Origin of the sequence: Flavivirga sp. 57AJ16 (assembly GCF_028736925.1) — a bacterium.
GTDB lineage: Bacteria > Bacteroidota > Bacteroidia > Flavobacteriales > Flavobacteriaceae > Flavivirga.
Genome location: NZ_JAQZAT010000007.1, coordinates 214,502 through 228,981, shown reverse-complemented (window position 1 = coordinate 228,981; position 14,480 = coordinate 214,502). Strand labels below are relative to the sequence as shown.

Annotated in this window: 11 protein-coding genes; 7 read left to right on the top strand and 4 right to left on the bottom strand. The window is 33.3% G+C overall.

Annotated features, from left to right (window positions below; genetic code table 11):
* Both pfkA and PQO00_RS09865 read right to left on the bottom strand, forming a co-directional pair.
* Positions 1–987: a 6-phosphofructokinase gene (pfkA, locus tag PQO00_RS09870; RefSeq protein WP_274184681.1), complete on the bottom strand. Its 987-nt coding sequence runs from the start codon at positions 985–987 to the stop codon at positions 1–3.
* Positions 988–1,145: 158 nt separating this feature from the next.
* Positions 1,146–5,543, bottom strand: coding sequence for a translocation/assembly module TamB domain-containing protein (locus tag PQO00_RS09865; protein WP_274184680.1), 4,398 nt, complete (start codon positions 5,541–5,543; stop codon positions 1,146–1,148).
* Positions 5,544–5,707: 164 nt separating this feature from the next.
* On the opposite strand from PQO00_RS09865, the gene tsaD reads away from it, so the two are divergent.
* The 7 genes from tsaD (at position 5,708) to PQO00_RS09830 (ending at position 12,520) form a co-directional block, all read left to right on the top strand.
* Positions 5,708–6,730 (top strand): tRNA (adenosine(37)-N6)-threonylcarbamoyltransferase complex transferase subunit TsaD, encoded by a 1,023-nt coding sequence (gene tsaD, locus PQO00_RS09860; RefSeq protein ID WP_274184679.1) that lies wholly within the window; start codon positions 5,708–5,710, stop codon positions 6,728–6,730.
* 330 nt (positions 6,731–7,060) lie between these two features.
* Positions 7,061–7,768: a 16S rRNA (uracil(1498)-N(3))-methyltransferase gene (locus PQO00_RS09855; RefSeq protein ID WP_274184678.1), complete on the top strand. Its 708-nt coding sequence runs from the start codon at positions 7,061–7,063 to the stop codon at positions 7,766–7,768.
* Positions 7,769–7,838: 70 nt separating this feature from the next.
* Positions 7,839–8,456, top strand: coding sequence for a DUF4159 domain-containing protein (locus PQO00_RS09850; RefSeq protein WP_274184711.1), 618 nt, complete (start codon positions 7,839–7,841; stop codon positions 8,454–8,456).
* A gap of 503 nt (positions 8,457–8,959) precedes the next feature.
* Entirely contained in the window at positions 8,960–9,460 is a 501-nt protein-coding gene (locus PQO00_RS09845; protein ID WP_274184677.1) for a TrmH family RNA methyltransferase, read from the top strand.
* A 116-nt stretch (positions 9,461–9,576) separates the two neighbouring features.
* Positions 9,577–10,665 (top strand): AI-2E family transporter, encoded by a 1,089-nt coding sequence (locus PQO00_RS09840; protein ID WP_274184676.1) that lies wholly within the window; start codon positions 9,577–9,579, stop codon positions 10,663–10,665.
* Between the two features lie 93 nt (positions 10,666–10,758).
* Positions 10,759–11,853, top strand: a complete 1,095-nt coding sequence (locus tag PQO00_RS09835; RefSeq protein WP_337992833.1) for a class I SAM-dependent methyltransferase — start codon at positions 10,759–10,761, stop codon at positions 11,851–11,853.
* A gap of 55 nt (positions 11,854–11,908) precedes the next feature.
* Positions 11,909–12,520, top strand: coding sequence for a hypothetical protein (locus tag PQO00_RS09830; protein WP_274184674.1), 612 nt, complete (start codon positions 11,909–11,911; stop codon positions 12,518–12,520).
* A gap of 205 nt (positions 12,521–12,725) precedes the next feature.
* Here the strand turns inward: PQO00_RS09830 and PQO00_RS09825 are convergent, their stop codons facing one another.
* Positions 12,726–14,027, bottom strand: a complete 1,302-nt coding sequence (locus PQO00_RS09825) for a type II toxin-antitoxin system HipA family toxin (RefSeq protein WP_274184673.1) — start codon at positions 14,025–14,027, stop codon at positions 12,726–12,728.
* Entirely contained in the window at positions 14,021–14,374 is a 354-nt protein-coding gene (locus tag PQO00_RS09820) for a helix-turn-helix domain-containing protein (protein WP_274184672.1), read from the bottom strand. The genes PQO00_RS09825 and PQO00_RS09820 overlap by 7 nt, the downstream gene beginning before the upstream one ends.
* Between the last annotated feature and the right edge of the window lie 106 nt (positions 14,375–14,480).

Sequence of the window (14,480 nt, the reverse complement as noted above, 5' to 3'; positions counted from 1 at the left end):
TTAGGTGCTCATGATGTCTGATACACGCAATAATTCTAAGTTAATTTTTGACTTTCCTTTTATGGCCTTTTCTAATGGTGTTAATTCTATTTGGTTGTTCAACAAACCTACCATATAATTAGTTTCGCCTTCTAATAAAGACTCTACCGCACTTACGCCCATTCTACTGGCTAAAACACGATCGAAACATGATGGCGCTCCGCCCCGTTGCATATGTCCTAAAACAGATACTCGAACATCATAACCTTCCATGTTTTCATCTACATAATCTTTTAGCTCGAATATGTTTTTACCAATTTTATCACCTTCTGCAACTATAACAATACTTGAGGTTTTTCCAGATTTCCTACTTCTGTTCAATGACTCTACTAATCTATCTAATCCTAAATCTTCCTCGGGAATTAAAATCTCTTCAGCACCACCAGCTATACCTGTATTTAAAGCTATATGTCCTACATCTCGTCCCATAACTTCTATAAAGAACAACCTGTTATGAGAACTCGCTGTATCACGAATCTTATCTATGGCATCTACTACGGTATTTAGAGCGGTATCGAATCCTAATGTATGGGATGTTCCATAAATGTCATTATCTATAGTCCCAGGTATTCCCATAACTGGAAAATCAAATTCTTGATTAAAAATTAATGCCCCAGTAAAAGAACCATCGCCACCAATCACAACCAATCCATCTACATTAGCATCCGCTAATTGTTTAAATGCCTTTTGTCTGCCTTCTACTGTTCTGAATTCCTTAGAGCGTGCAGATTTTAATATCGTGCCTCCTTTATTTATAATTCCTTTTACGCTACGGGCGTCCATTAACTTAAAGTCGCCATCTATCAAGCCTTCATAACCACGATAAACACCTACGCATTCTACATCATGATAAGCACATGTTCTAACTACCGAGCGAATAGCAGCATTCATTCCTGGAGAATCTCCTCCAGAAGTTAAAACGGCCAGTTTTTTAATTGCTTTTGGCATAAAATTTTTATTATTTATAGGTAAAATTAGTAAACAAAAAGCACATATCTATAGCATTTATCTTATTTTAATTATAGTTGTTAAACTATAACGTTTGAGTTAATAAAAAAAAACATTTTATTATGAAAACAGCTATAAATAAAGCAAAAAAAGACTGTTTATTTTTGTGTGGAAGGCTTCATTTTAATGAAATTTGGCAATGAATTAGCGTCTTTTTCTTCAGTTTTTTCTTGAGGGCCTATCGCTTCTTTTTTAGATTTCTTAAAGAAATTTTGAAGTAATTCCTTAAAGGTATCAAAATCGACACTGTATGAAAGTCCAACACCTTGGGTATACCCTATCGCCTCGCCAAAATTTCTTATACTATTTTCTCTATTGAACACTTTGGCCGTTAGTGTGCCTTCTTCATTTAACAGAAAATTAATTTCCACGTCTCCAGCAATAACGGTTTCGGTTGCTCCAGCTCCACCTACTGGCACCCCTACTTTACCATTTATAAGTACGCGATCACTAATTTGTGTTTGTATGGTGGCAACAACCCTGTCGTCTGTTTGATAATCTGGTCTGTTCTGACCTGCCTCATAGTTCACACCAAGATTAAGTTTACTATCGCCATTTGTAAAAATACCACTAATAATACCATTAAGCCTTTCTGCTATAGTGCCTGAAAAATTCAGTTCATTTAATCCTCTGGAAAAAGATCCTGTGGATATTAAATACAAGGCTTGATTTTGCTTATCATCTTCAGATTCCAATCGGTATTGAAGTTCTGATTTAATTGTTGAGCTTACATTAGGAAACTCAAAACTGAAATCCGGATCGGGTTTTTCTAAATTTCCTTTTAAACTAATATTTAATTCAACAGGAATACTTCTGTTTATAGGATTATCTAATAATGGTGAAGGATTTGCTTGTGTCTTGTATATAGCGCTTATGTTCATGATAGCATCTAATGGATCACCATCCCATGATAATGTACCACCAGGTTGTACAATAAATTCTTTTTGGATTAAACCACCATAAGCAAAATTATAAACACCTTCAAATACAGAGAAGTCCCCCCACATTTTAAATTTACCATTCGTATTGATTTCGACCAATAGCCCCCCTCGACCACGCCCCTTTAACGAATGTCCTGTATTTTTATCAATAATAATTTCAACCTCGGCTTCTTCGGTAAGATCTAAATCAAAATCCAATTCCAATCCTTTAATCTCATTAAAAACAACTTCTTCTCCTTTTTTTCTGGCTTCTTTCTCTTCTTTTGTTATAAAATGAATAAAGGAATTGTCTCCAAAAGATTCTGCATCACTAAGTGGTATTTTAAATACGGTTCCGTGTTTGGTTTCTCCTACCACGTCAATCACTAATTCCTCTGTTGGCCCAACAATGCTTGCCCTTCCTCCTATAAAGCCTGTCCCGTAATATAGAACATCTTCGTCCTCTTTAGTATCAAGTACTAATAATCGAGACGTTCTCAAGTCTAAACCTAAACGCCATTTAGAAAGGTTAGCATGGCTCAATACGCCATTAAGTTGCCCTTTAGAGTTAAATTTTGTATCTGTTAACTGAATATTATTAAAAATAAAGCTTTGATTTTTTAGGGTTACTGAAGCATTTTCGTTGAAACTGTAATCTACATTTAAATAAGGGATACCAAAACCAGAATTCGTTAATCTTAAATCGCCATTTATACTTGGTCTCTTAAGATTTCCCAGAACCTTAGCCTCTCCATATACCAGGCCTCTAATATTGTTTAACACCCCATCCAATAATGGGTTTAAAGGTTGTAAATTGAATTCGTTAAAGATTAAATCAACATCTATTTCAGGTAGATCATTACCAACATAAATATTCCCCTCTGCACTAAAAGAACTAGATTTATCACTCTTAATTTTTGCGTCTACAATATAATTTGTAAGGTTTTCATTTGCTGTAATGGTAGCATCAAAATCTCCTAAAAGAAAGTTATTGACCTTAAAATCATTTATAATGATTGTAGAATTTGGTAAATAACTCCCTTTTTGCTGAAGGATATCCAGCTTGCCATTCACATTGCCCGCTAAAGCAATACTATCTATATCTGGCGTTATTTTTGCTAAATCAACATTTTTAAAGTTTAGCTTTAAATCCTTTTCCGTAGAATCCCTTATAAAGCCCGAAAGCTTAATTTCTTCATTTTTATGATTAATTTTAAACTTATCGATATCTACATTTGTTAAGTCTTTATTAAATGAAATTTTATTAAATCTGTCTTTGTCTTCGTTGATAAACCATTTATTGTTTTTAATGGTAAAATCGGATTTTTTAAAACCTATGACGGATTTATTTTCTTTATCAATGGTATGGTAAAAGCTTAAATTATAACTATCATTATTATGTGTACCCCCTTTAAACTCAGAGCGCATAAACAAAGTATCATTTACAGTGACATTAATTAAATTGAATTTAGAAACATTATAATACTTTGTATTTAAACTATCTACTTCTACATAAGTATTGAAAAGCGGATTACTATTATCTACTTGCAACTCAACATGATTAGCAAAATTATCCAGTAATCTTATTTTTGGGGATCTAAATGTGAGCTTGAAGTTTTTCTCATCACTTTCAACACGCCCTCGTATGTAGGTATTTTTACCTAATTCAATTTCAGGGTAGATCACCTCAATAATCTTATTATAAATCTTAAAGTTAAAATCTATTCTTTGATTTGCAGCTACTTTATGTGGAACATAATTGGTATAAATATACCCTAATGAATTTTCGAAGAGTTTTCTTAAATCTTTAAATACAAAGCGCCCTTTTAGATCACCTTCAATAATATCTGGGGAATTAAATTCAATGAATCGTGTTTTACCTTCAAATCGGGAAAACACATCAAACTTATCAAAGTAATAATTATCATTTTGATTTTTATAAGATGTTTCCCTAAAAGAAATTTTACCATAAGCGTCATCATAACCACTTGCATTCATATTCATTTTAACCCGGCTTCTAAAGATGGAAATACTGTCTTTCTTTACAAAGTTTAACACCTTTAAATTCGCATATTCAACATTCGCATCGAAATCATACTTCTTAATAGCTTCAGAAAAATCAATGAGCCCGGCAAAACTTAATCTCAAATTACTGTCATTCACAGCCAGGTTTCCATCAAAAATTTTGTTTCTAACGTTTCCTGCTACCTTCACGTCTTTATAGTTGTAATTGTTATAATCAACTTTAAAAACATCTCCTTTTACTTGTGTATTAATATTCTCTGCAATAAACCCTTTTCCATTTACATCAAAATTTAGAGAGGCGTTACCAACTGCTGGATCATTAAGGAACGTCCCAAAATCAAATTCTTCAAAGATCACATTTCCTTTGTAAGAAGCGTTATCGATATCATTAATTCTTGATATTTCTAAATTCGAATCAACAAATCCCAGCTCTGTAACTATTTCTATATCTGCAATAACTTTAGAGGAAGTGACTTGTGAATTTCCAACAATGATAAACATGCCCAATCGATCAAGGGACGAGGGTATGGATTTCCCTAAAACATTTGGTAATAAACTTTTTAAATCTTTATATGTAGAAGACAGATTTCTAAAATTTCCGTTCATATAAAAATTGTCTTCTTCTTTATTAAATAAGTTTTTAAAGTTAATATCGCCATACACCCTGGTATTTCTACTTGTATTCAATTTTAAGTTTGTTGCTTGCAAATTGTTTAAAGTACCAGATAAATCAACACTAAACTCAGCAGATTGGTTCACTCCAAACTCATTATAAAAGGTGTTGAGTTCATTTAAAAACACCTTAGACTCTCTAAAACGTGCCGAAACCAAAACCTTATCTGTAAAGAACTGCAAATCTTTTCTATCGTAAGAAAACTTTAAGTCGCCATTTAAAACAGAATGTGGGGTTTTTACTTGAAGATTGGCAAAGGTCATATCTTTTAACGTATATGCAAAATCTGTCATTAGATTTTCCATAACCAAACCACGCCTGTCTTTAAGGGACAGTGTATTAATCCTAGCACTTACGTCACTCCCTTTAATTAAAAAATTGGTAGCATTAATATTTAAATTATTAAAATTCAGGACGTTTGTGTTCTCTTTATTTTCATCAGACAACCTAAAAATACCATTATAAATAGACACGTCACTAGAGGATAGTAAAAAGCTGGCATCGCCTTTGGTTGGATTGTCTCCCTCTAACTTCGCAACAAAAATATCCAGATTGGTATCTTTTGCCCCTTTATAGGTCTTTACATTGAAAACCAAATCTATAATATCGATATCTCCAAATTCTAATTTGCCATTGGATAGATTACCGTAATTTAAAATAGAAGTGTTTAATTCTGCTATATTTATAAGGGTATCTTTTTTGTAATCTTCTATATATATATTTTTAAGCTCAACATCGCCATTAAACTGCAAGCCAATTTTAGCAATACTTATATTAGTTCCAAAATCTTCATTTATTCTTTTTGTAGCATAATTACCTAAACTCGTTTGAATTGCGGGAATAGAAAGTACTAGCACCAAAATGATGAAAAGCAGCAAGATAATGCCTACTATTTTTGATACTATTTTTAAGAATTTTTTGATGCCTTTTTAAATTATAATTTGAATTAAGAATACCTTATTTTTGTACTTACGAATAAAAACGATGTGTTAGATTTTTATTCTGTTTCAAAATTAACAATTATTGTGCCTAATATTTACTAATGTCCTCACAAAATATTTACATTCTGGGAATTGAGTCATCATGCGATGATACAGCTGCATCTATAATACACAACGGTAAAATTTTAAGCAATGTTGTTGCGAGTCAAAAAATACACGAAGAATTTGGTGGTGTCGTACCAGAATTGGCCTCCAGAGCGCACCAACAAAATATCGTTCCCGTAGTGCATCAGGCATTGAAAATAGCAGGTATCACTAAAGATCAACTGCATGCTGTTGCCTTTACTCGTGGTCCGGGATTAATGGGCTCTTTATTAGTGGGAACTTCTTTTGCAAAATCTTTAGCTTATGGCTTAAATATTCCGTTAATTGATGTTAACCATATGCAAGCACATATTTTAGCACACTTTATAGATGAAGCGGGTTTTAATAAACCATCGTTTCCTTTTATTGCCATGACCATTTCTGGCGGACACACACAAATTGTTAAAGTGAAAAGCTATTTTGACATGACGGTCATTGGTGAAACCATTGACGATGCTGTAGGGGAAGCTTATGATAAAAGTGGCAAAATTCTTGGTTTGGGATATCCTGCGGGACCTGAAATTGATAAAAGAGCACAAATGGGAAACCCGAAAGCTTATCCGTTTACCAAACCAAAAGTAGACGGTTTAAACTTTAGTTTTTCTGGTTTAAAAACGGCTATTCTCTATTTTATACAAAGAGAAGTAAAGACAAATCCCAATTTTATTGAGGAAAACCTAAATGATATTTGTGCTTCTATACAATATACCATCATTGGTATTTTAATTGATAAGCTAAAGCTAGCTTCCAAACAAACTGGTATTAAACAAATTGCTATTGGTGGTGGCGTTTCTGCAAATTCCGGTATACGTAAAGCCTTAAAAGATGGTGAACAAAAGTTTGGCTGGACTACATATGTTCCAAAATTTGAATTTACTACAGACAATGCCGCTATGATAGCGATAGTAGGCTATTTAAAATATTTAGAAGGTGATTTTGCCGAACAGCATGTTACGGCTTCTGCTAGGCTTAAAATATAGTTGGCGGTGTTCGGTATTCAGTGTTCGGTGTTCGGTGTTCGGTGTTTGGTGTTTGGTGTTTAGTGTTCAAAAATCGTCAATCGTTAATCGCCAATCAGTAATCAGTCGTAGTTGTCAGTGTTCGGTGTTCAGTATTCAGTGTTCAATTTCAACTTCATTCTTTAACATCTTTGAGCCTTTGCGTCTCCACGAGAAACATATTTTCAGTGTTCAGTGTTCAATTTCAGCTTCAACTTCGATTTCAGTTTCGATTTCAGCTTCAATTTCAATTTCAGTTCAAAAATCGCAAATCTATAATCATAAATCGTAAATCATTTTTATCTTCGCTTTATGCAGTTATTTTACAACCCGGACATTACAGAAAGTACAACACAATTTTCTTTTCCTAAAGAAGAAAGCAAGCATATCGTAAAAGTATTGCGAAAAAATATTGGGAATACCTTGTATATTACAAATGGTCTGGGCTGGTTATTTACCGCAGAAATCACCATACCTAATATTAATAAGTGTATGGCTACGGTGGTTTCTAAATCGTTACAACCTAAAAAAGACTATCATTTACATTTAGCGGTTGCACCAACAAAAATGAACGACCGCTACGAATGGTTTTTAGAAAAAGCTACCGAAATAGGCATTGATAGCATCACACCAATTATTTGTGACCATAGCGAACGTAAAATCATTAAACCGGAACGTTTCGAGCGTATTTTACAATCGGCCATGAAACAATCCCTAAATTGCTATTTACCAAAATTAAATAATGCTGTTTCTTTTAAGGATTTCATTAAACAAGATTTTAATGGCGATTTGTTTATCGCTCATTGTGAAGAAACCGATAGAACATCTTTAAAAGAAGTCCTAAAAGCAAAACAAGACATGACGATTTTAATTGGACCTGAAGGTGATTTTTCTGTTAAAGAAATTGAGCAAGCACTTCAAAATAACTTTACCCCCGTGACTTTAGGAGCAACCCGGTTACGCACAGAAACAGCTGCCATTGTCGCTTGTCATTCGGTGGCTTTTATAAATGAATTATAATCTTATTTTTGAATCTATGATAGTTAACAGGGTGAAAACAAAAAATCTTATAAGAGTTCTGGTTATAAGTATGTACTTGATCACAGGCAATTGCATGGCTCAAGAATTGGCCATTTTAAAATATAAAGGAGGTGGTGATTGGTACGGTAATCCGACAGCATTACCAAATTTGATCGCTTTTTGTAATCAAAATATAAACACCAAAATAACACCCAAACCACAAACCGTAGAGGTTGATAGTCCTGATATTTTTCAATTTCCTTTATTGCATATGACAGGGCATGGCAATGTCTTTTTTAGCGAAGCTGATGCCGAAAACCTAAGAAACTACCTCATATCTGGCGGCTTTTTACATATAGACGACAACTACGGTATGGAGCCTTTTATAATTAAAGAGCTAAAAAAAGTATTCCCGGACAAAGATTTGATTGAACTCTCTACAAGTCATAAAATATTTAATTCGCCTTATAAATTCCCAAATGGCTTGCCTAAAATTCATGAGCACGATGGCAAGCGTCCACAAGCTTTTGGGGTCTTTCAAGAAGACCGATTGGTCTTGTTGTTTACTTACGAAAGTGATTTAGGCGATGGTTGGGAAGATGCCGAAGTTCATAACGATCCTGCAAATGTTAGGGAGAAAGCACTTAAAATGGGTGCTAATATTGTTAAATATGTTTTTGAAAATTGAAGTTGAAGTTGAAATTGAAGCTGAAATCGAAACTGAATACCGAACACTGAACACTGAACACCGAACACTGACAACTACGACTGATTACTGATTGGCGATTAACGATTGACGATTTTTGAACACTGAACACCGAACACTGAACACTGAATACTGAACACTGAATACTGAATACTGACAACTACGACTGATTACTGATTGGCGATTAACGATTTTTGAACACTGAACACCAAACACTGAACACTGAACACTGAATACTGAACACTGAACACTGAATACTGAACACTGAATACTGAATACTGACAACTACGACTGATTACTGATTGGCGATTAACGATTGACGATTTTTGAACACTGAACACTGAACACCGAACACTGAACACTGAACACTGACAACTACGACTGATTACTGATTGGCGATTAACGATTGACGATTTTTGAACACTGAACACTGAACACTGAACACTGAACACTGAACACTGAACACTGAACACTGAACACTAAAGATGCAACTCACCCACTACAATACAAATTTTACCAAGCACTCCTTCCCTATCACTTTAGTTTGTGATCATGTTACAAATGCTCCAAACATTGGGAGTCTGTTTAGAATTTCTGATGCTTTTGGGGTTGAAAAACTTATCCTTTGTGGTGATCATATACCGTTAGGACGAAAAATGACGAAAACTTCCAGGGCTACCGAAAAAGTGGTTGATTTTGAGGTTTTTGAATCCGCTTCAAAAAAGGTTGAGGATTTAAAATACAAAGGTTATCAAATCATTTCATTGGAAATTACAGATTCTAGTCAACCTATTCATAATTTTAAATTTTCAACAGAAAAGCCTATTGCTTTGATTATTGGTGATGAAAATTTTGGAGTTTCTGAAGCTATTTTAAATATGTCTGATGCCGTTATCCATATAGATATGTTCGGGCAAAACAGTAGTATGAATGTGGTGCAGGCAACTAACATTGCACTATACGAAATAACAAAACAACGTCTTTAATCAACACGTAAAAGCCGTCTTAAAAAAGTTTGTCATTTCAGTTCATAAGATTATTTCATTCCTTACAATGGGTGCAATAACAAATAATATTATATTTACTAAATGAATATATTCCTATGAATTCTAACACAATTTCTAAAGGTATCTTAAAAGCTATTGCTGTTGTTTTAGGTATTGCTTTATTACTGTTTTTTTTATATCAAATACAATCGGTTATTGGTTACATAGCGATTGCAGCAGTTATTTCGTTAATTGGAAGACCCATCGTTCTGTTTTTAGAACACCGATTAAAGTTTAAAAACACGATGGCTGTTATAGTCTCTATGGTAGTTCTTCTAGGATTATTTTTGGGCTTAGTTGGTTTATTTATTCCTTTGGTTACAAAGCAGGGCCAAAATTTATCACTATTAAACATTGAGGAACTACAGGTAAATATTGAAAATTTATACGCAGAGATTATTGGTTATTTCGATATACATCAGATAGATTTGGAGCAGTCCATTAAAGAATCCAATCTTTTATCTAAAATAGATTATTCATTGATTCCAAACTTCTTAAATTCGGTAGTTAGTGGTTTAGGAAGCTTTAGCATTGGTCTGTTTTCCGTGCTTTTTATTTCCTTTTTCTTTTTAAAGGATAGCCGATTATTTGAAAATGGCCTCTTAACCTTTATACCGGATAACAAAGAATCGCGTTGGAAAAGCTCATCAAATAAAATTAAGGATTTACTTTCCAGATACTTTGTAGGGCTCATTTTGCAAATATTAATTCTATTTATTATCTATACCATCGGCTTGCTTATTATTGGTGTTGAGAACGCCATCGTTATAGCATTCTTATGCGCCTTGTTAAACCTTATCCCCTATGTTGGCCCTTTAGTGGGGGCCTTATTAATGATCACATTAACCATGACGAGTCATCTTGGTGAATCTTTTAGTGAGGTTATTTTACCAAAAACATTCTGGGTATTTATTGTGTTTGCTATCGGACAGTTAGTTGACAATTTTGGAAGTCAGCCCATTATATTTTCAAAGAGTGTAAAATCACATCCTTTAGAAATATTTTTAGTGATCTTAATCACTGGTATTTTATTTGGCGTTATTGGCTTAATAATAGCTGTTCCTGCATACACGGCTATAAAAGTGATTTTAAAAGAGTTTTTATCTGAAAATAAGATTGTAAAAAAGCTCACAAAAGACTTATAACATTATTTGAACACCTCTATTTTAAATACTGAAATACAAGAATTTATAAATACTCATTTAAATTCTGATATAACCTCATTACTTCTAAAAGGCGTGACTTTTCCATTAGTTGAAGCTAAAGAGGTTATTGAACAAATTGAAGCAAAAAAACGCTGCGAAAAGAAATTACCAACATGGTTTAGTTGCAAAAAAATCTATTACCCAAATAAATTAAATATTGAGCAAACATCTTCTGAAATAACGGCCCTATATAAAGCTGGCTTAATTAACGGTGCAACTATTATAGATTTAACTGGTGGTTTTGGGGTAGACTGTTTTTATTTTTCAAGAGTATTTAAAACAGTAACTCATTGTGAAATCAATGAAAATCTATCAAAAATTGTAACCCACAATTACAAACAATTGGGCATAGCTAATATAGCCCTCCAAAACACCGATGGTATAGACTACCTAAAAGCTTCTAAAAAACAATTTGATTGGATTTATATAGATCCTTCCAGAAGACATGATAGCAAAGGAAAAGTCTTTTTTTTAAACGATTGCCTTCCCAATGTCCCGGAACATATTGATTTGCTTTTTACGCATGCACAAAACATCATGGTCAAAACATCTCCTTTACTTGATCTATCTGTGGGGATCAATGAATTAAAACATGTAAAAACAATTCATATCGTCGCTGTAAACAATGAGGTTAAAGAATTGCTTTGGGTTTTGGAAAATGGTTTTAAGGGGGACATATGTATTGAAACTGTAAATATAAAAAGGGAAGCAAAAGTATGCTTTCATTTTTCAATAGCCGATGAAAAAAAATCAGAATCAAAATACCACAAGCCCCTTGCCTATCTATACGAGCCCAATAGTGCTATTTTAAAAGCTGGCGCGTTTCATACTGTAAGCAATCAACTAAACATTTATAAACTTCATAAGCATTCGCATTTATATACAAGTGATTCGTACATTGATTTTCCTGGTAGGTCTTTTAAGATTGAAAGCATAGTGCCCTATAATAAAAAGGCATTAAAAAAGCTTGGTATCTCCAAAGCGAACATAACAGTCCGCAATTTTCCTGAAACGGTTCAACAAATTCGAAAAAAATTCAATATCAAGGAAGGTGGTAATCTGTATTTATTTTTTACCACTGAGACCGATGACAACAAAATTATATTAATGGCTTCAAAATTGGATTAAAATATAAAATGTCATATTTCCAATATCTACGACAATCTTCGTGTGTCTAATAAAGATGATTAAATACACGTTAAAATCTGGAACCATAATCACAAAATCAATATCCACAGTACCTCTAGTTGATTTTATGTCTTGCTTAATTGAATACATACACTCACAAACAAAGTATAATATGGAACACATTAAAGAAAATATACCTACGACCAAACAGCTACTCTTCATGGTTTCTATTACCATATTAATGGCAAGCTGTAACAACAAAAAAACAAATGACACCTCTTATGATTATGTGCATACTAAAATCAAAGCCGTTTCATCGTTAATTGGCGAATGGAAACTGGATTCGGTGGTTTTTATGAATGATAAAATAAGAGGAAAGCAACAAATACCATTTAGTACAACCACATGGTCGTTTACCGACAAAGGAGAATACATGGTAAAAATTCAACAAAACCAATACGATGTTACCATATTAGAAGATAGTATTGAAAGAAAAACATCACTTACAACAGAAATTCCTTATTCAGAAATGAAAGGCAACTATAAGCATTCAAACCAAGAACTAATCACAAATATTTTGGGAGGAAATACGAAGTACACCATTGTAGAACAATCTGATAGCCAACTTCAATTAAGTTCTCAACGCATACATATACCTCCTAATTAGCAAAGAGGATGCAGGCAAGTTGGCTGAACATTACTTTACTATTATAAAAAAACAGTCTCTGTTTTTTTGGTTCGTTAATATTTTCTGCATTTTCATTGTTAATAAATAAAGTGTCCCTTATTCATTAAAAAATGTAATCAATAGTGAAGTTATTTTTAAACTGGTTTTTATTAAATTTTATCTAACCCTCTCTAAAAACCCATTCTTAAAGTGTATTCAAATTTTCACTAATTCTACCTTTTAGGTCACTTCTTATTTTAGCCTCCTTTGCATATTTATCCCATAATTTAACAACACTATTTATTTTATTGATAATTTTTTCACCTTTCTTGATATTGTTATCCTTTGCTATAGTCATTAGATCATCCTTGGATATGTTAAGACGCTTTCCATTTACACTTAATGTTTGCTTACTTACCCAATGATTGCTTTCATCAAAAGAAAAACACAAATCGTATGCAGGTGCCAAAGACCAATTTTCATTTTTCTTTAAAAGAAATGAAAAGTTTTTAGTATGATCGTCATAATTGGTAGCCAACACATTAAAAACCATTCTACGAAACATCTCTTCTGCATCAGGATATGTTAAACGCATTAATCGCATGGTTTGAAATACTTGTTCGTAACTATAACCGTACATATCATTAAAGTCATAGTGTTGTAAACCACATAAGGATTGAATATGATGTTTTCTATTACCTTCTCGATCAAAACGTTTAGTCATAAAATGTGCACGACCATTTTCTTCTAGTAATTGGCAGTCGCTCATATGTATCCCACAATCTTTTGCCATAAGGTAATAGGCGTATTCTACACGGCCCCATCCCGAACTTTCTCCAAATTGCTCACCACTTACACCATCCAGCTTTATAAGCCAATGTTCAAATCCTTTTGGTACATTTCCTTGTCCAGAACGAATATCCCTGGTTTTTGGATTATAAGCGATCACTGCTTTAGGTCTCGCTCCTCCTGCAGAAGTTCCAATTTTAAGGATGTCCTGCATCGCTTTTTCTTCTTCTTTATCTATATTTATCAAAAATTCTTCTCTTTGGCTTAACATTTTTTTTGCCACTTCCACCAAACTATCTAGCTCTAAAGAAAAACTATTTTTACCAGCTCTAATTTGTGCAGGTTCAAATTCCAATGCGCCCATACCTCGTATTCCTATAAAGCATAGTTTCTCCACTGGATTCATACTGTTTTCTGGTCGACCTTGCCGTGCTAACCAAATATTAATTAAACGATTACCATATTTATCTGGCAAAGCATCCGATAACAATCCTGGAAGCCCTTTAAATGTATCTTCTGTTTCACCTCTTCCTTTTCTCAACTCTGGAAAACTGTAAATAACTGAACCGTTATCAATTGGCATTTTAATGGGTGACAAGTCCCATCCCTTTTCAATAAAATTAGGATCGTACTGAAAATACCCTAACTGCTGGTCTTGATCCCAACGTACTGCTCCAACCAATTCTCCCCATATTTTAACTTCAGAAACATCTACCATCCTAAATCTTCTTTATCCTCTTTATCGGTTGTCTTATTTCTAACACGTTCTTTATATTGTTTCTTTTTAAGCTTAGCATACTCTAAAGGACTAATTTCTTCAGAAAAACTAAATGCTTCTAATATGTAAAGCTGATCTAGTGCTCTTAATATTTGGATTAAACTAGAAAGCGTTATAGATTCACCATTCTCTATCTGACTTAATGTCCAGCGGTTTAGTCCCGATGCTTTAGCTACTTGTGCCTGGGTTTTATTTTGTTTAACCCTAGTATGTTTCACAAAACGACCTATTTGCTCTACGATACTAGCGTCTGACATTATTGAAAAATCAATGTTAGTTTTTCTCATCTTTAACACTATATATTTATGTTAATGTTAGTATTTCCTAACAAATATACTAAAAATATTTAATATAAATATGCTTGTCTGTTGGTTTTTACTTGCATTAAATTAG

Excerpts from the sequence above, each read along its gene's own strand:
- PQO00_RS09845 (WP_274184677.1), top strand. The coding sequence starts at position 8,960 with ATGCAACTCACCCACTACAATACAAATTTTACCAAGCACTCCTTCCCT.
- PQO00_RS09830 (WP_274184674.1), top strand. The coding sequence starts at position 11,909 with ATGATTAAATACACGTTAAAATCTGGAACCATAATCACAAAATCAATA.
- PQO00_RS09825 (WP_274184673.1), bottom strand. The coding sequence starts at position 14,027 with ATGGTAGATGTTTCTGAAGTTAAAATATGGGGAGAATTGGTTGGAGCA.
- tsaD (WP_274184679.1), top strand. The coding sequence starts at position 5,708 with ATGTCCTCACAAAATATTTACATTCTGGGAATTGAGTCATCATGCGAT.
- pfkA (WP_274184681.1), bottom strand. The coding sequence starts at position 987 with ATGCCAAAAGCAATTAAAAAACTGGCCGTTTTAACTTCTGGAGGAGAT.
- PQO00_RS09840 (WP_274184676.1), top strand. The coding sequence starts at position 9,577 with ATGAATTCTAACACAATTTCTAAAGGTATCTTAAAAGCTATTGCTGTT.
- PQO00_RS09820 (WP_274184672.1), bottom strand. The coding sequence starts at position 14,374 with ATGAGAAAAACTAACATTGATTTTTCAATAATGTCAGACGCTAGTATC.
- PQO00_RS09855 (WP_274184678.1), top strand. The coding sequence starts at position 7,061 with ATGCAGTTATTTTACAACCCGGACATTACAGAAAGTACAACACAATTT.
- PQO00_RS09850 (WP_274184711.1), top strand. The coding sequence starts at position 7,839 with ATGTACTTGATCACAGGCAATTGCATGGCTCAAGAATTGGCCATTTTA.